This window comes from Mesorhizobium sp. B2-1-1 (assembly GCF_006442975.2).
Taxonomy (GTDB): Bacteria; Pseudomonadota; Alphaproteobacteria; order Rhizobiales; family Rhizobiaceae; genus Mesorhizobium.
Genome location: NZ_CP083954.1, coordinates 2,121,586 through 2,138,479, shown reverse-complemented (window position 1 = coordinate 2,138,479; position 16,894 = coordinate 2,121,586). Strand labels below are relative to the sequence as shown.

At 62.9% G+C, this 16,894-nt stretch carries 16 protein-coding genes; 10 read left to right on the top strand and 6 right to left on the bottom strand.

All coding sequences use genetic code 11. The features are described 5' to 3' along the window. Positions 1-22 precede the first annotated feature (22 nt). Both FJ972_RS10440 and msuE read right to left on the bottom strand, forming a co-directional pair. A complete protein-coding gene (locus FJ972_RS10440) occupies positions 23-1,381 on the bottom strand; it encodes an LLM class flavin-dependent oxidoreductase (RefSeq protein WP_140524905.1) in 1,359 nt (452 codons plus the stop codon). Between the two features lie 34 nt (positions 1,382-1,415). Next, positions 1,416-1,973 (bottom strand): FMN reductase, encoded by a 558-nt coding sequence (msuE, locus tag FJ972_RS10435; RefSeq protein WP_140524906.1) that lies wholly within the window; start codon positions 1,971-1,973, stop codon positions 1,416-1,418. 97 nt (positions 1,974-2,070) lie between these two features. Between msuE and FJ972_RS10430 the strand changes: the two genes are divergently transcribed. Then, positions 2,071-2,217, top strand: a complete 147-nt coding sequence (locus FJ972_RS10430) for a hypothetical protein (RefSeq protein ID WP_181168390.1) — start codon at positions 2,071-2,073, stop codon at positions 2,215-2,217. A 185-nt stretch (positions 2,218-2,402) separates the two neighbouring features. Here FJ972_RS10430 and FJ972_RS10425 read toward each other — a convergent pair whose 3' ends face one another. Then, the gene (locus tag FJ972_RS10425) at positions 2,403-4,373 is read right to left on the bottom strand and encodes a putative bifunctional diguanylate cyclase/phosphodiesterase (protein WP_140524959.1); all 1,971 of its coding nucleotides are present in this window, start codon (positions 4,371-4,373) and stop codon (positions 2,403-2,405) included. A gap of 321 nt (positions 4,374-4,694) precedes the next feature. Here FJ972_RS10425 and FJ972_RS10420 point away from each other — a divergent pair, with 321 nt between their 5' ends. From FJ972_RS10420 to FJ972_RS10400, 5 genes are all read left to right on the top strand, one after another. Continuing rightward, a complete protein-coding gene (locus FJ972_RS10420) occupies positions 4,695-5,729 on the top strand; it encodes a class I SAM-dependent methyltransferase (protein ID WP_140524907.1) in 1,035 nt (344 codons plus the stop codon). 379 nt (positions 5,730-6,108) lie between these two features. Continuing rightward, complete coding sequence (locus FJ972_RS10415) at positions 6,109-6,747, top strand: 50S ribosomal protein L25/general stress protein Ctc (protein ID WP_140496025.1); 639 nt, start codon at positions 6,109-6,111, stop codon at positions 6,745-6,747. A gap of 23 nt (positions 6,748-6,770) precedes the next feature. Beyond that, positions 6,771-7,484 (top strand): aminoacyl-tRNA hydrolase, encoded by a 714-nt coding sequence (gene pth / locus FJ972_RS10410; RefSeq protein WP_140524908.1) that lies wholly within the window; start codon positions 6,771-6,773, stop codon positions 7,482-7,484. 95 nt (positions 7,485-7,579) lie between these two features. Then, positions 7,580-8,683 carry a redox-regulated ATPase YchF gene (gene ychF / locus FJ972_RS10405; protein ID WP_140524909.1) on the top strand — a complete coding sequence of 368 codons (1,104 nt, stop codon included), beginning with the start codon at positions 7,580-7,582 and terminating at the stop codon, positions 8,681-8,683. Between the two features lie 143 nt (positions 8,684-8,826). Then, positions 8,827-9,732, top strand: a complete 906-nt coding sequence (locus FJ972_RS10400; RefSeq protein ID WP_140524960.1) for a DMT family transporter — start codon at positions 8,827-8,829, stop codon at positions 9,730-9,732. A 25-nt stretch (positions 9,733-9,757) separates the two neighbouring features. Here FJ972_RS10400 and guaD read toward each other — a convergent pair whose 3' ends face one another. Beyond that, a complete protein-coding gene (gene guaD / locus FJ972_RS10395; RefSeq protein WP_140524910.1) occupies positions 9,758-11,122 on the bottom strand; it encodes a guanine deaminase in 1,365 nt (454 codons plus the stop codon). Between the two features lie 134 nt (positions 11,123-11,256). Between guaD and FJ972_RS10390 the strand changes: the two genes are divergently transcribed. The 4 genes from FJ972_RS10390 (at position 11,257) to FJ972_RS10375 (ending at position 14,886) form a co-directional block, all read left to right on the top strand. Next, complete coding sequence (locus FJ972_RS10390; protein WP_140524911.1) at positions 11,257-12,591, top strand: uracil-xanthine permease family protein; 1,335 nt, start codon at positions 11,257-11,259, stop codon at positions 12,589-12,591. A gap of 269 nt (positions 12,592-12,860) precedes the next feature. Continuing rightward, on the top strand, positions 12,861-13,835 hold the full coding sequence (gene corA / locus FJ972_RS10385) for a magnesium/cobalt transporter CorA (RefSeq protein WP_140516906.1): 975 nt from the start codon (positions 12,861-12,863) through the stop codon (positions 13,833-13,835). 122 nt (positions 13,836-13,957) lie between these two features. After that, entirely contained in the window at positions 13,958-14,428 is a 471-nt protein-coding gene (locus FJ972_RS10380; protein ID WP_140496031.1) for a MaoC family dehydratase, read from the top strand. Then, positions 14,425-14,886 (top strand): MaoC family dehydratase, encoded by a 462-nt coding sequence (locus FJ972_RS10375; protein WP_140524912.1) that lies wholly within the window; start codon positions 14,425-14,427, stop codon positions 14,884-14,886. Before FJ972_RS10380 ends, FJ972_RS10375 begins: the two co-directional genes overlap by 4 nt. 45 nt (positions 14,887-14,931) lie before the next feature. Here FJ972_RS10375 and FJ972_RS10370 read toward each other — a convergent pair whose 3' ends face one another. Together FJ972_RS10370 and FJ972_RS10365 are read right to left on the bottom strand one after the other, a co-directional pair. Then, on the bottom strand, positions 14,932-15,477 hold the full coding sequence (locus tag FJ972_RS10370; RefSeq protein ID WP_140496033.1) for an adenine phosphoribosyltransferase: 546 nt from the start codon (positions 15,475-15,477) through the stop codon (positions 14,932-14,934). A gap of 191 nt (positions 15,478-15,668) precedes the next feature. Beyond that, positions 15,669-16,814: an alpha-hydroxy acid oxidase gene (locus FJ972_RS10365; protein WP_140524961.1), complete on the bottom strand. Its 1,146-nt coding sequence runs from the start codon at positions 16,812-16,814 to the stop codon at positions 15,669-15,671. Positions 16,815-16,894: the final 80 nt, after the last annotated feature.

The window sequence follows — 16,894 nt, the reverse complement described above, 5'->3', positions numbered from 1 at the left end:
TCATGCCTTTCGCTTCAACGCATCATTCGGCGGCGAGCACGGTCGAACGGGCAACCGTCCAGGGGTTCTGCGGCCGCTTGAGGCCAAGATGCTCGCGCAGCGTCCTGCCCTCGTAAGCGGTACGAAACAGGCCGCGCCGCTGTAATTCGGGGACCACCAGGTCGACGAAATCGTCTAGCGCGCCGGGCAGCCATGGCGGCAGGATGTTGAACCCGTCGGCGGCTTCGTTGCTGAACCATTCCTCCAGCTGGTCGGCGACCTGAATGGCGCTGCCGATCACGGTGTAGTGGCCTCGTGCGGTCGCGACCCATTGATAGAGCTGGCGGATGGAGAAGTTGTGCTCGTCGGCGATCTGGCGGATCAGCGCCTGGCGGCTCTTCATGCCTTCGGTTTCGCGGCTCGGCGGCAGCGGTCCGTCGAGCGGATAGCCCCTGAGATCGAGCGTCTGCCCGGCAAGTCCGTTGAGCAGCGCGACGCCGTCCTCGGGCAGGATCAGGTCGTTCAATTGCTGATACTTGGCTCGCGCCTCTTCTTCGGTGCGGCCGACAAAGGGCGCCACGCCCGGCATGATCAGCACCTGTTCGGGATCGCGGCCGGCCGCCGCCACGCGGGCCTTGATGTCGCGATAGAATTCCTGCGCGGAGGCAAGGTTCTGATGCGCGGTGAAGATGACCTCGGCCGAGGCGGCCGCGAGCTTGCGCCCATCCTCGGACTGGCCCGCCTGCACGACCACGGGGTGGCCCTGCACCGGGCGGGGCACGTTGAGCGGCCCTTTGACACTGAAATGCTCACCCTTGTGGTCGATGTCGTGAAGCTTGTCCTTGTCGTAGAAGCGGCCCGTTTTCTTGTCGCGGATAAAGGCGTCGTCCTCCCAGCTGTCCCACAGCGCCTTGACCGTCTCGACATGCTCATGCGCTCGTGCGTAGCGCTCGGCATGGTTGGGCTGGATGTCGCGGTTGAAGTTGCGCGCCGTGTCGTCGCCCGCCGAGGTGACGACGTTCCAGCCTGCCCGGCCATTCGACAAGAGGTCGAGCGAGGCGAATTTACGGGCAAGCGTGTAGGGCTCCTCATAGGTGGTCGAGGCCGTGGCGATGAATCCGAGATGCGTCGTCAGCGGCGCCAGCGCCGCAAACAACGTCACCGGTTCGAAACCCGCGATCTTGGCGTTGCCGCCTTCGCGGGCGCCAAGCCCGACCGTCAGGTTGTCGGCGAGGAAATAGGCATCGAACAGGCCCCGTTCGGCGGTCAGCGCGAGCTGCTTGTGAAACTCGAAATTGGTCGCGCCGTCGGCCGGAGCGTCGGGATGGCGCCAGGCGGCGACATGCTGGCCGCCACCGGGTAGAAAGGCGCCGAGCTTGATCTGTCTTGATTTGATGGTCATGGCTGGGTCCCTTTGTTCGAAAACCATTTGGAGTTCAGGCGGCGAGGCCGACGCTGCGTGCCGTCCCGACGACGCGGGAAACCTCGGCAACCGCCTGCCGGGCGCGGGCATGGATGGCCTCCGACACCAGGACGCCGTCGGCGAAATCCCTGTCCGATGCGTAGATCGCGGTCGGCACGGTCAGCGCCTCGAAAAAACCGAACAGCGGCCGCAGCTGATGTTCGACGATCAGCGAGTGGCGTTCGCCGCCCCCCGTCGCGGCAAGGATGACCGGTTTTCCGCGCAGCGACGACGGATCGAGCAGATCGAACAAATGCTTGAAGAGCCCGGTATAGCTGCCTTTGAAGGTCGGCGACCCCGCGACCAGCACGTCGGCGCCGACCAGTTGTTCGATGATGGCGCGGGCCGCAGGATCGAGATCGCCGAGGCGCCTTGCCGCCGGCAGCGACGGACCGAGATTTTCAATGTCGTATATAGCCGAGGTCGCCCCGATGCGGTTCGCCGCCTCGCCGGCGATATGGCTGATAAAGGCCTTGGTCTTCGATGGGCGGGTCAGGTTGCCGGATATTCCCACCACCAGCTTGTTCGTCATCGGGCTCTCCTCGCGGTCCTTATTCATTAAGACTACCGATTTTGTAGAATTAAATGAGCGAGAAGATTTCAAAACTGGCGGAATAGGGAGATTGAGTTTGCGCCGCAGCGCCCTTCAGTGGTTCGGCAGATGCGCGGTTCCGGCCAAGGGCGTCGCCATTCTCGGACGCCAGGCCGACGAGCGACAGATCCAGGTCGACCCGACCGCCGCCGCAAGCTGCCCGTCCACTGCAACGCTCGAATGAGACCCCGACCGGACGCTGGCCGAACTCGATGCCTGAACCGAGAGATCCAGCCGCTGTGCGCGGCGTTGACGAGCGATCGTTAGCCACACCCGCGCCTGGCAGCCGTCCCGAAGGATGGATTGTGCGGGGCGAGGATCAAATCGACGGCCCGCCGTGCGGGTCGGCGGGACCTGAGCCAAGCCTGATCAGGCGGATTTCAGCACGGTGAATGGGCGCTTGACGGTCCGCTTGGCCTGGAAACTCCCGGCCGGAGCGGGACGGCCGACATGAAAACCCTGGACCTTGTCGATGCCGAATTCGCGCATGAGAGCCATCTGCTCGTCCGTTTCCACCCCTTCGACCAGGATTTTGTGGCCGCGGTTTCGGACCAGGGCGACAATGTCCTGGAGCATTGCCTTGCCGTTCGGGGTGGCGCAGTCGTGAAGGAAGGAGCGGTCGATCTTCACCGTATCGAAATCGATCAGGCGAAGCCACGAGAGGCCAGCGAAGCCGGTGCCGAAATCATCAAGCCAGATCTTGATCCCCAGCAGCTTCAGGTCGCTGATGCAGCGAAGAATGTCCGAATGCATCTCCATCTCCAGCCCCTCGGTGATCTCGAAGGCCAGCCTGTTGCCGGTTACGCCGGTCTCGCCCAGGATGGTCGCGACCGACGCCGCGAAGCCGGGCGTCTTGAGCTGGATCGGAGAGACGTTGACGCTGACCACGCGCACATGATCGTGCGCCAGGAGCTCGGCGCACACAGTCCTGATGGCCCAGCGCCCGAGTTCCAGGATGGCGCCGGTTCGCTCCGCTACAGGGATGAACAGGCTCGGCGGAACCGATGTGCCGTCCAGCATTTTGAGGCGCATCAGGGCCTCCACCGCTTCAACCCGGTCCGTCGCGACATCCTGGATCGGTTGATAGACGAGTGAAACGAGATCCTGGCCGATCGCGATCTTCAGCAAAGCCGCAATGTTCTCGCTCTCGTCGCTGCTCTGGGGATCGGTTGGGTCGAACAGCCGGGCACAGTTTCGACCGCCTGCCTTTGCCAGATAGAGTGCGCGATCGGCCTCGTGGATGATCTTCTCCAGCTTGGCACCGGTCTGCCTCCTGGTGAATGCGGCGCCAACGCTTACCGTCACAACCGAGATACCGTCGCGCCGCAGTTCGTGGGTAAGCGCCAGATTCTCGACGGTGCGGCAGATGGCTTCCGCGATATCTATGATCTGATCCTTGTTCTCCATGCGGGCCAGGACGATGAATTCTTCACCGCCGTAGCGGCCGATCGAGCCATTGTATTCCCTGATCATATCCCGGAGGGCATTGGCGACATGGATAAGGCAACGGTCGCCTTCCTGGTGGCCGTAGCAGTCATTGAACTTCTTGAAGAAGTCCACGTCGATGAGCATCGCCACGAAACTGGTGCCGACCCTTTGCCACTCCCCCCAGTAGTCCCTGAGCTTTTCGTCGATCGCCCGTCGATTCTCCAGACCCGTAAGCGGATCGGTCCGCGACAGCCGCAGCAGGGCCTTGCCGCGTTCGGTGGCTTCCTTGTGCTGGATTTTGGCCTCCAGCGCGTTCAGGAAGACGTTGTAGCGCTCCTCGTTCAGCTTCCAGTTCACATAGGACGTGAATGTGAAGCACGAAACGTAGAAGGCGCCAAATACCATCTTGTATGTTACCGTGGCAGGCACAAAGTAATTCACGGCATACAAGACACACATAATGATGGTTGATGTCACGATCGATAAATTAAAACTGAATGTAAAGAATAGATTCGCACTCATCATGAAAATGGTGCCGAATACCATATAGTAGGCGACGCTTTCCTTGTCCGCGCTCATAAAGGCCGGGAACAACCAGCCGATATAGCCGAAAATGATGGCCCCGGCGCAAGTCACGTCGAGCCATTCCGTGGCCACTCCCCGGCGAAGTTGCGCCTCCAGGATCGACAGCGCGGTCACGCCGACGGCGAAGCGCGCCATGATCGTATAGGCCGCCACGTCCGGGATCAGCAGCAGATCCGTTGCCGAAAACAGGAGATAGATGGCCACGGCGATCCAAAGCCCAGGCCGGGCTTCCAGTCTTCGCTTCGCCTGGGCTTCCCTCCGGTAAAGGACGCGAAGCTCGTCGGGCCCCGGCTCGTAGCGGGCTTCGTACGGCTCTACATGCGCCATGTCGGCCAGTCTGGATGACACGCGTTCGCTCTCGACAAATCCTGGTTGAAGGGGATTTTGCGTTCCAAGTTCTTTTTTGGCTTCTGCCCCCACGCGGGCCAACTCCTTGGACGCGACGGCGACTGCGCACCTCGCACGACAATGCAACGGCGCGAAACAAATTTCGGTTAATTCAGGCCGTGAATCCAATGCGGTGGGTTTTAACGCGCGAACATGGTTGGCGGGAAATTAAGCATACCGTTAAAATGCGTTCGGGACGACATTGGCAAATCGAGCATTGTACGCAATAAGTTAACTGACTGTTAACTATGGAGTGCTCGAGTGCAAAGTGTCTTTGATGGCAAAAGCCTGATTACTGCCGAGATGATTGCCGGCAGTTTTCCTCGAAGAAAGCCCGAGCATCACGGCGAGGCGTTCGAAACCGCCCGCGCGGAACTCGCGCTCATTCTCCACGCGACACGCCAGCAGGTCGAGGAAGAGAAAGACCCTGCCGAGATCGTTCGTCGCCTGCTGTCCTATCTCAACGCCCTGCGGGCCAAGGTTCACCCCGACGTTTGGCAGTCGTTGATCCCGGTGGCGCAGAACCATCCGATCCTTGACTACTTTCTCCAGGACCCGCTCACCCGGTGGTCATTCACCAAGCCCAGGGGCTATTCCGGCGACGCGCAGTTGCTTGACTACATCTATTGTGATCCGCACGTGGCCGAAAGCGTGGCGAGCGCCTCGGACACAGGGAAGGCACTCTACAGCCATACCAAGGACGTACCGTCCTGCGTGGCGGCGCGGGAACGGCGCGATCTCTTGACCCGGTATGTCGACGAGACGGCGGACAAGAGCGGACCGCAAGCCGAGGTCCTGGCGATCGCCGCCGGTCATTTGCGCGAGGCCAATCGTTCGACCGCCTTGGCTGAGGGCCGCCTCAAGCGTTGGGTTGCGCTTGATCAGGATCCCCAGAGCGTTGGATTGATCGCGCGAGACTTCCAGGGCACCGCGGTCGAGGCCGTCGACGGCTCGGTGCGGACCGTGCTCACCAGGGGCCACAAGCTGGGTAAGTTCGACCTCATCTACGCCTCCGGCCTTTACGACTACCTCCAGCACAACGTCGCCGTGAAACTCACGAAGACTTGCCTGCAGATGCTGAAGCCGAACGGCAGGTTCCTTTTTGCCAACTACGCCGAGGGCAATCCCGACGCCGGCTATCGGGAAACGTTCATGGACTGGGTGTTGCTGCTGCGCTCCGAGGCCGACATGTGGAACATCATCAATGCCAGCGTCGACCGCAACACCGTCGAGGCGCAGGTGTTCTTTGGCGAAAACCGCAACGTGCTGTATGGCGTCATCGAAAAGCGCGGATAGGGCAATTCCAGGAAAAATGTGCAGCGGTTTTCCCGGAGAAAGTGCGTAGCGCCTTCCCGGGCAATTGCCTAAGACAAAGAACTGGAGCGGGTCGGCGATCCTATCGACGCTGAACCGCTCCAGTGACAACCTTGGACCGGCGCCGGCGTGAAGCCTCGAGCGCTTTCGGCCGGGAGAGGCGTCCCGTCCCGGACCATTGCCTTTGGATGACTGCCTTTGGCTTGCACCTCCCGCCGCCTTCCGCTATAGAGCCGCCACCCGCGTAGACACCCTTGGAGGCAACGCGGCGGAAGGCCGCCTCACCCGGCGGCTTTCGACGTTTACGGTCCAGGCCCATTGCCAACCGCAAACGCTCCAAAACAACGCGAAAGGAAGTGCCATGAGCCACGATACTTACGAGCTCAAGGCCGAAGCGCGCGAACAGGTCGGTAAGGGGTCCGCCCGTGCAGTTCGCCGCAACGGTAAAGTGCCTGCAGTAATTTACGGTGACAAGCAGCCTCCCCTGGCGATCGCTCTCACCTACAAGGACATCTACTACAAGATCCACGGCGGCGGGTTCCTGACCACGATCGCCACGATCGATGTCGACGGCAAGAAGATCCAGGTCCTGCCGAAGGACTTCCAACTCGACCCCGTCAAGGATTTCCCTGTCCATGTCGACTTCCTGCGCATCGGCAAGGACACCGAGGTCAATGTCGACGTGCCTGTCCACTTCATCAACGAGGACAAGTCGCCCGGCATCAAGCGCGGCGGCGTGCTCAACATCGTGCGTCACGAGGTCGAGTTCCACTGCCCGGCCAATGCGATCCCGGAATTCATTACCGTCGATCTCACCGGCGCCGACATTGGCGATTCGATCCATATCTCGTCGGTCAAGCTGCCGGCCGGCGTCAAGCCCGTCATCTCCGACCGCGACTTCACCATCGCGACCGTCGCCGGTTCGTCGGCGATGAAGCCGGAGACGGAAGAGACGGTCGAGGCTGCACCTGAGGCGGCTCCCGCCGCCGAAGAGAAGTAACTTTTTCACGCCCGGAGCTGACGATGCCGCTTGTCTTTGCAGGCCTCGGCAATCCGGGCGCGAAATATGCCGCCAACCGGCACAATGTCGGCTTCATGGCGGTGGACGCGATCGCCCGCCGCCACTCCTTTTCGCCCTGGTCTAAGAAATTCCAGGGATTGATCGCCGATGGCACGCTCGGCGGTGAAAAGATCATCCTGATCAAGCCGCAGACCTTCATGAACCTGTCCGGCCAGTCGGTCGGCGAAGCGCTGCGCTTCTACAAGCTCGGCCCCGGGGCGCTGACCGTCTTCTACGACGAGATCGACCTTGCCGAAGGTAAGCTGCGCATCAAGACCGGCGGCGGCGCCGGCGGCCACAACGGCATCCGCTCGATCGACGGCCATGTCGGCAACGCGTATCGGCGTGTGCGCATCGGTGTCGGCCATCCCGGCGTCAAGGAGATGGTGCAGCATCATGTACTCGGCGATTTCGGCAAGACCGACCGCGACTGGCTGGACCCGCTGCTCGACGCGGTCGCCGACAACGCGGCGATGATCGTCAAGGGCGACGAATCCGGCTTCATGAACAAGGCCGCCCTCGCCGTTCAGGGCAAGGCCGGCGTGGAACCGGAAAAGCCGGCGCCCAAGCAGCAAAGCCACATCCGCCAGGCACGGCCGCAACAGGCGCCCGCCAAGCTGCCGGAGAGCGGCCCGATGGCCGCCATGCTGAAGAAGCTGTTCGGCAACAAGGACTGAGCTCGGGTCCATACGGCGTTACAGGGCTTGACGTTCATCACCCCTATCGCCCATAGCCCTCACCAAATCTCAAATTCCCGATAGGACCGGACAAAATGGGTTTCAAATGCGGCATCGTTGGCTTGCCCAATGTCGGCAAGTCGACGCTTTTCAACGCGCTGACGAGGACGGCCGCCGCGCAGGCCGCCAACTACCCGTTCTGCACCATCGAACCGAACACCGGCGAGGTGGCGGTGCCCGATCCGCGCCTGCAGAAGATCGCCGCGATCGGCAAGTCGAAGGAGATCATCCCGACCCGCATCTCCTTTGTCGACATCGCCGGCCTGGTGCGCGGCGCCTCGAAGGGCGAAGGCCTGGGCAACCAGTTCCTCGCCAACATCCGCGAGGTCGATGCCATCGTGCATGTGCTGCGCTGCTTCGAGGATGACGACATCACCCATGTCGAGGGCCGCATCGACCCGGTCGCCGACGCCGAGACGGTCGAGACCGAGCTGATGCTCGCCGACCTCGAGAGCCTCGAACGCCGCATCGCGCAATTCCGCAAGCGCGCGTCCGGCAAGGACAAGGAAGCCTTGACCGTGCTGCCGATGATGGAGGCAGCGCTTGAGCTTCTGCAGGCAGGCAAGCCGACCCGCATCCTGCTCGACGGCATCTCGGCGGAAGACCTGCGCATTCTGCAAGGCTTGAACCTTCTGACCTCACATCCCGTGCTCTACGTCTGCAACGTCGCCGAGGCTGACGCGGCCACCGGCAACGAGCACACCAGGGCCGTGGAGCAGATGGCCGCCGCGCAGGGCGCACGCACCGTCGTTATTTCGGCCGCGATCGAAGCCGAGGTTGCGCAGCTCTCCGACGAGGAAGAGATGGAATTCCTGTCCTCGCTCGGCCTCGACGAGCCCGGCCTGAACAAGGTGATCCGCGCCGGCTACGAATTGTTGCAGCTCATCACCTATTTCACCGTCGGGCCGAAGGAGACGCGCGCCTGGACTGTGCACAAGGGCGCCAAGGCGCCGCAGGCCGCCGGCGTCATCCACACCGATTTCGAGCGCGGCTTCATCCGCGCCCAGACCATCGCCTACAATGATTTCGTCACGCTGGGCGGCGAAGTAGCGGCCAAGGAAGCCGGCAAGGCGCGCGACGAAGGCAAGGAGTATGTCGTCCAGGACGGCGACATCATGCTGTTCAAGTTTAATACGTGATCCTTCGGTCATCTCCGCAGGGACCACAGGCCAGAGTGTGAACAGACCAGGCCGGGTCGCATTCCCGACAGGGTAAGGCCGTGCACGGGCTGCCCTCGCTAGGCCTTTCCGCTATTGGCTCAGTGAACGCGGAAGGGGACCATATGAAAAGGACCATCCCGACCCTGATCGGTTTCTCGGCCATTCTGACCTGGTCGTTCCTCGCGCTGCTTTCGACCGCCGCGGGGCCGATCCCGCCCTTTCAATTGGCGGCAATGACGTTTCTGCTGGGAGGCTCAGTCGGGGCGGCCAGCTGGATTGTCCGCCCGTCGGCGCTCAAGTCGCTGCGGCAGCCATGGCAGGTCTGGGCAATCGGCACGGCAGGGCTGTGCATCTATCACTGCGCGTACTTTTTCGCCATCCAGTCCGCCCCGCCGGTCGAGGTGAGCCTGATTGCTTATCTCTGGCCATTGCTGATCGTCGTCTTCGCCGCTTTCCTGCCGGGAGAGCGGCTGAGGTCTCACCACATAGCCGGTGTGATGCTCGGCCTGGCGGGTGCCATCGTCGTCATCACCAAAGGCGGCAGCGTGGGCCTTGCTGACGGCGTGAAGCCGGGCCACGTCATTGCCCTGTTCTGCGCCTTCGTCTGGTCCGGTTATTCCGTCCTGTCGCGCCGTTTCGGCCAGGTGCCGACCGATGTGGTGGCGGTGTACTGCCTGATCACCGCGGCCGTCGCCTTCACTCTCCATCTCGCGCTCGAGATCACTGTCTGGCCGCAGACAATGACGCAATGGAGCGCTATCGTCATTCTAGGCGTGATACCGCTCGGCGCCGGCTTCTACGCATGGGACTATGGCTGCAAGCATGGAGACATCATGATCCTGGGCGCGCTTTCCTATGCCGCGCCGCTGTTCTCGGTGATCGTGCTGCTGCTGGCCGGATTCGGTATCTTTCACTGGTCTGTTGCGCTCGCTTGCGTCCTGATCACGGTCGGCGCGGTGATCGCTGCCAAGGACATGTTGCTGAAGGTGCAAAAACAATCTCTTACCGAGGAGCCATCGCGCGCATAGGGCCAGATCTGCGACTGCGACGTGGCTACTGCCCGGCCACCGTCCTTCCGCTCACCCACACCGTGGCGATGTTGGCGCGTGCCGCGTTGAGCACGATCTTCTGGAAGACATCGTCGAGCGTGTCGTCCGCCGGGATGATGTGGATGTTCGAGGCCTTCGCCGTCGTGTCGATCAGCAGCGCGTCGAATTCATGGCCGACGCGAAAGCTGCCCGTCGGCAGGTCGAGCGCTTCGGCACCGCCGGCGGTGGCCAGCCAGAACGCCTCCTGATGCGTGATCGGCGCGCCGGGCGCGCCGCGCTGCGCTGCGTCCATGCCGGCATGGACGCCGCTCTGCAGGGTCCTCGAGGCTGACAGCGCATGCCGGCAGCCGTCGAAGAGCGACGGGCTGTAGCCGCCGGAAATGTCCGTCCCGAGCCCGACATGCATGTGCCGGTCAAGCGCGTCGCGCAGCGGAAACACCGCATTGGCGAAATAGAAGTTGGACAGCGGGCAATGCGCAACCCCAGCCCCCTTCCCCTTGATGAGGTCCATATCCCGCCCGTCGATGAAGTTCGAATGCGCCAGGATGGTGTGGCGCGTCAGCAGGCCGAAACCGTCGAGGCTCGCCGCGTCGGTGCAGCCAAAGCGCGTCTCGACGAATTGCCTTGCCCAATCGCTCTCCGAGCAATGTGTCTGCACGTGGCAGCTAAATTCCGTTGCGAGTTCGCCCAGGCCTTGCAGCGCCGCATCCGTGCAGCTTGGGATGAAGCGCGGCGTGATCACCGGCCGGACCAGCGGTCTTTCGCCGGTATCCAAGGATCTGACCGCCTCGATGAAGCGTCTGGTGTCGGAAATGGCGCTTGCCGCGTCGGCATCGCGATAGAAACACGGGCACTGCTCGGGATCGTCCATCGCCACCTTGCCGACCAAAGCGCGCTGGCCCTTTTCGAGGCATATCTCGGCAAGCGCCAAGCTGGCCTCGACATGGACGGTGGCAAAATAGAGCGCCGTGGTGGTGCCGTTGGCGAGAAGATTGTCGATCAGGTCGGCATAGACCTCGCGGGCGTAGCCGGTGTCGGCATAGCGCGCCTCGAGCGGAAACGTATATTTTTGCAGCCAGACCTCGAGCGGCACGTCCAGTGCCTTGCCCATTTGGGGCCATTGCGGCGCGTGGATGTGCAGGTCGATCAGGCCGGGCAGCAGGAACTGGCCTTCGCCGAGCTCCACTAGGCTGCCCGCCTGGCGGGCATCGGTCTTCCTCGCCGCGTATTCGGGATGGCCGGGTGCGAGAATCTCCGCGATCCGTCCCTGTGCATCGATGCTGAACAGATGGTCCTCCAGCACCTCCAGCCGGCCGCGCTCCGGCGTGTGGAAGGCGGTGCCAAGCAGCGTGAAGGCCTCTCTTGTCATGGATCGCTCCGGTTGCGCTGGCGCGTGTGGCCGTTATTGCATGCGCGCAAGAAAACAGTTGGCAAACCTTTGCGCCGCTGTCCTTTGGCGCCGACTGATCCCATGATCGGCCGGGAAATTCCAGAGGGGACATCATGGAACGCACTGCACCGGAAATCACTTTGATTGCTCAGCCGGACGATCCGGTGCCACTGGGCAAGGCCGCCCTGCTCGGCCTCCAGCACGTGCTGGCGATGGATGTTTACATCGTGCCGTTCATCATCGCATCGGTCCTGGCCTTCAGCGCGGGCGATGCCGGCGCCTTCATCCAGTCGGCCTTCGTCGCGGCGGGCATCGCCACCCTGATCCAGTCGCAGCTTCTGATGCGCCTGCCGGTGGTGCAGGGGCCGTCTTTTGTGCCGATCGGCGCGGTGCTGGCTATCGCCTTCGGCGCCGACGGCGGCATTGCCGGTCTTTCCGCGGTGATCGGAGCGCTCATTCCCGGCGCCATACTGGTCATGCTGCTCGGTTCGCCCACGGGAATCTTCCATCGCTTGGTGGACCGCTTTGTTCCGCCCATCGTCGGCGGCGCCATCATCATCGTCGTCGGCATCGCGCTGATGCCGGTCGCACTCCGCGAAAGCGTGTTCGCGGTCCACGGCACGGCCACCGTCGGCGGCAATATCATCCTTGCCTTTGTTGCGGCGGCGGTGCTCGTCGGCTGCATGCTGACCGGCATGGCACTCGGCGCAAAGGGCGCCTGGCTGCGCCTGCTCTCCGTAATCATCGCACTTGTGGCCGGCTGCGTGGCCGCCGCCTCCATGAGCCAACTCAACATGGGAGCGGTCTCCGAGGCGACCTGGTTTTCGATGCCGCGCATCGCCTTCCTCAATCTTGACGTGACGTTCTCGCTCTCGGCGACGCTCACGATGCTCATCGTCTATATCGTGGTCCTCGCCGAAACCACCGGCACCTGGTTCGCGGTCGGCGCCGTCATCGACAAGCCCCTGTCGAACGAACAGCTCGACAGGGGCGCCACCGGCGAAGGCCTCGGCTGCCTGGTCAGCGCACTGCTTTGCAGCACGCCGGTCACCGGCTATTCGTCGAATGCCGGCATCATCGCCATCACCGGTATCGCCAGCCGCGCCGCCTTCGCCGCGGCAGGCATCTTCCTGATCCTGTTCGGACTGATCGGCAAACTGTCGGCGGTGATCGCCTCGATCCCGGGCCCGGTCATCGGCGGCGTGTTCGGCGTGCTCTGCGTCGTCATCGCCATGAACGGGTTCCGCGTCGTGCGCGGCACGCCGCTGACGGAAAGGAACATGCTGGTCGTCGGCCTGCCGATCCTGATGGCCCTGTTTGCTACGCTTGCGCCGCCGGATTTCGTCAAGACGCTTCCCGATATCGTGCAGTACATTCTGGGCTCGTCCATCGCCTTTGGCGCCGTCTGGGCCATCGTGCTGCACCAGATCCTGCCGAGCGCCCGATAGGGGCATTCGCAGGCCGGCCCCCGCGGGTCCGGCCTGCTCTCCTCGATAAGCCCTAAGCGCGGTCGATGACCCGACCCGTCGAAGCTTTCATGCTGCCGGCTGCTCGACGAATTTTTCTGAGCGCCCCTGGTGTCGGCCCCAAGTCCGGCTTGTCTTGATTTTGTCATGCCGCAAGTCTAAGCGGCGGGCACAGGCTCGGCGCACGAAGGCTAGTGCGATCCGATACGACGCAGCAATCCGAACGCGCTTTCCGGCAAGGAGATCTGGCGATGATCAAGGCTTTCGTCGTGGACAATGATCGCCTGCGTCTCACGGACGATCTCCTGGCCAATGGCGACAAGGTCGTCTGGGCCGATCTCTTCAATCCGACCAAGGACGAAGAGGCTACAATCGAGAATTGGCTCGGCATCGCCATTCCGACCCGCGAGGAGATGGAGGAGATCGAGATTTCCAGCCGCCTCTATATCGAGGACGGCGCCTACTTCATGACCGCCACCTTGCCCGCCCAGACCGACGTCGACGATCCCCTGATCTCGCCGGTCACCTTCGCGCTCGCCGGCAATAGGCTGGTCACCGTGCGCTATCACGAACCGAAAGCGTTCAAGACCTTCCCTTTGCGCGCCGAGAAGGTGGCGACTGGCTGCACCAGCGGCGACACCATCCTGATCGGCCTGCTGGAAGCGATCGTCGACCGGCTCGCCGACATCCTCGAGCGCGCCGGCCGCGACGTCGAAGCGATCTCGCGCGACATTTTCGAGGCGCGATCGACCAAGGTGTCGAAGCGCAACCGTGATTTCCAGGAACTCTTGAAGGGCATCGGCCGCAAGGAGGACATCGCTTCCTCCGTGCGCGACAGCCTGATCTCCTTGCAGCGGCTGGCCGGCTTCCTCGCCCATGTCGCGACCCAGGCCAAGATGAGCAAGGACGTCCGCGCCCGCATCAAGACCTTGTCGCGCGACGTGCTTTCTCTTGCCGACCACGCCACCTTCCTGTCGCAGAAGATCTCCTTCCTGCTCGACGCCACGCTCGGCATGATCTCGATCGAGCAGAACGCCATCATCAAGATCTTCTCGGTCGCCGCCGTCATCTTCCTGCCGCCAACGCTGGTCGCCTCGATCTACGGCATGAATTTCGACGTTATCCCCGAGCTCAAATGGGAGCTCGGCTATCCGTTCGCGATCGCCATGATGGTTCTGTCGGCGATCCTGCCCTTCTGGTATTTCCGCCGCCGCGGCTGGTTATGACGCAACGGCCGGCCGGGCGCCCGCGGCTGGCTCACCAGAAAGGGCTTGACCAAACGCCGTCCGGCCTGCATCCGGGTTGCCGATCCATGTGGATCGCGCGTTCGGCAACCGGATTCCACGCCATGACTGGAAAGACATGGGCCTATGAGGACTTCGTCGAAGGAGCCTCGTTCGACCTCGGCACCAAACAGGTGAGCGCGGCCGAGATCATCGAGTTCGCCAGCGAATTCGATGCCCAGCCGATGCATCTCGACGAGGAGGCCGGCAAGGCAAGCATCCTGGGCGGCCTCTCGGCCTCGGGCTGGCATACCTGCGCCATGTTCATGCGCATGCTATGCGATGCCTTCCTGCTGGACTCGACCTGCCAGGGCGCGCCCGGCGTCGATCAGGTCAAATGGAAGAAGCCGGTGCTGGCCGGCGACACGCTCAAGGGCAGCCTCGTCGTCCTGGCCAAGCGTCCTTCGAAATCGAAGCCGCAGCTCGGCTTCGTGACCATGCGCAGCGAGCTGGTCAACCAACGCGGCGAAAGCGTCTTCGAGCTCGAGAATTCCGTCATGTTCCTCACGCGCAATGCCGCGGGGAGCCTTGCATGATGCTCGACGAATTCTTCCGCGTCGGCACCACCGTCACGCTGGGCTCTCATACGTTCGAAGCCGAGGCGATCAAGGCCTTCGCCCGCAAATACGACCCCCAGGTCTTCCACGTCGATGAGGATGCCGCGAAGAAGAGCGTGCTGGGCGGGCTGTGTGCGTCCGGCTGGCATACCGCCGCCACCTGGATGAAACTCAACCTCGAAACCCGCATAGACGCCGAGTGGAGCGGCCCTGGCCCGACGCCCGAATTTGGCCCCTCGCCCGGCTTCAAGAACCTGAAATGGCTGAAGCCGGTCTATGCCGGGCAGACCGTGACCTTCACCCGCACCGCCCTTTCCCACCGCCCGATCGCCTCACGTCCGGGCTGGCGGGTGCTGACCTTGCGCTCGGAAGCCTTCGATTCGACCGGCGACAAGGTACTGGAGTTCGAAAGCGCCGTGCTGGTCAAGGTGGAGTAATGGCGCCTCTTCCTTCTCCCAGGGAGAGAAGGAAGAACTGCTCTCTCAATGCCCCTCGAACCCGATCAGCGTCCGCACTGGCACGCCGAGCGCTTCCAGCTTGGCGCGGCCGCCGAGATCCGGCAGGTCGATGACGAAGCAGGCGGCAAGGATATCGGCGCCGATCTGGCGCAGGAGATTCACCGCCGCCTCCGCCGTGCCGCCGGTGGCGATCAGATCGTCGACCAGGATCACTTTCTCGCCCGGCGACACGCCGTCCTTGTGCATCTCCATCTCGTCCAGCCCGTATTCCAGGCTGTAGGCGACGCGCACTGTCTCATAAGGCAGCTTGCCTTTCTTGCGGATCGGTACGAAACCGGCGGAGAGCTGATGGGCGACGGCGCCGCCGAGGATGAAGCCGCGCGCTTCGATGCCGGCGATCTTGTCGATCTTCTCGCCGGCATAGGGATGCACCAGCTCATCGATGGCGCGGCGGAAAGCGCGCGCGTTGCCAAGCAGCGTGGTGATGTCGCGGAACAATATGCCGGGCTTGGGATAGTCCGGAATGGTGCGGATGGCCGCCAGCAGCGTGTCTTCGAGCGAAGGTTTCATGAGGCGGCTCCGGGTGGTCCAGTTTCGGCGGAAAGGCGTGAAATGGCGCAGCGCCAAATCCTAACCCGGCGCGACCGACAACGGCTAGCGCGATGTGGCGGCCGAGACAAGCGCATCCGGCGAAAGGAGCATATACGTCCAAAGGCTTGCCTCTGCCGGCGCTGCGATCTTTCGCATCGAAGCAATGGCCATCACCGAAAACGCAAATTCTGGCGGGTCAACTGTTCGATCGAGCTGCACCCCATCAGCTTCATGCCGCGTTCGATCTCGATGCGCATCTGTTCGAGTGCGCGTTCGACGCCAGGCTGGCCCGCCGCCGCCAGCGGAAACAGATAGTAGCGTCCGACGCCGACGGCCTTGGCGCCGAGCGACAGCGCCTTTAGCACATGCGTGCCGCGCTGCACGCCGCCATCCATGAGGACGTCGATCTGGTCGCCGACCGCATCGACGATCTCGGCGAGCTGGTCGAAAGCCGCGCGCGAACCGTCCAGTTGCCGGCCGCCATGGTTCGACAGCACGATGCCCTTGCAGCCGATCTCGACGGCGCGTCTGGCATCCTCCACCGACATGACGCCCTTGAGGCAGAACGGTCCCGGCCAAAGCCTCACCATCTCGGCGACGTCGTCCCACGTCATCGACGGATCGAGCATTTCGGTGAAGTAGCGGCTGATCGACATCGTGCCGCCGCCCATGTCGATATGCTCGTCCAGCTGCGGCAGCTTGAACGCCTCATGCGTGAAATAGTTGATCGCCCAGGCAGGCTTCATCGCGAACTGCGCCATTCCCGCCAGGTTGAGCTTGAAGGGAATCGCAAAACCGGTGCGCTTGTCGCGCTCGCGGTTTCCCCCGGTGATGCTGTCGACGGTCAGCATCATCACTTCGACGCCGATCTCCCGTGCCCGCTGCATCATCGCCCGGTTGAGGCCGCGATCGCGATGGAAGTAGAACTGATAGACCTGCGGGCCGCTGCTGATTTTTCGGACTTCCTCGAGGCTGACCGTGCCGAGCGAGGAAACTCCGAACATGGTGCCGTATTTTGCAGCGGCCCTGGCGACCGCCCGTTCGCCCTGATGGTGGAACAGCCGCTGGAGAGCGGTCGGCGAACAGTAGAACGGCATCGCCAGCTTCTGGCCCATGACGGTCACCGACATGTCGATCTCGTTCACCCCGCGCAGCACGTTGGGAACGAGATCGCAGGTTTCGAAGCTCTCGGTGTTGCGGCGATAGGTGATCTCGTCGTCCGCCGCGCCGTCGATGTAGTTGAAGATCGGCCCCGGCAGCCGCCGCTGCGCCATGCGGCGGAAATCGGAGAAGTTGTGGCAGTCGCTGAGCCGCATCATGGAACCCCAAACGCCCTATAGGCGGCAAAGCTTTCGCCGCCGTCGGGGCGTCGAATAGCAATCGCCTGCCGCGCTGC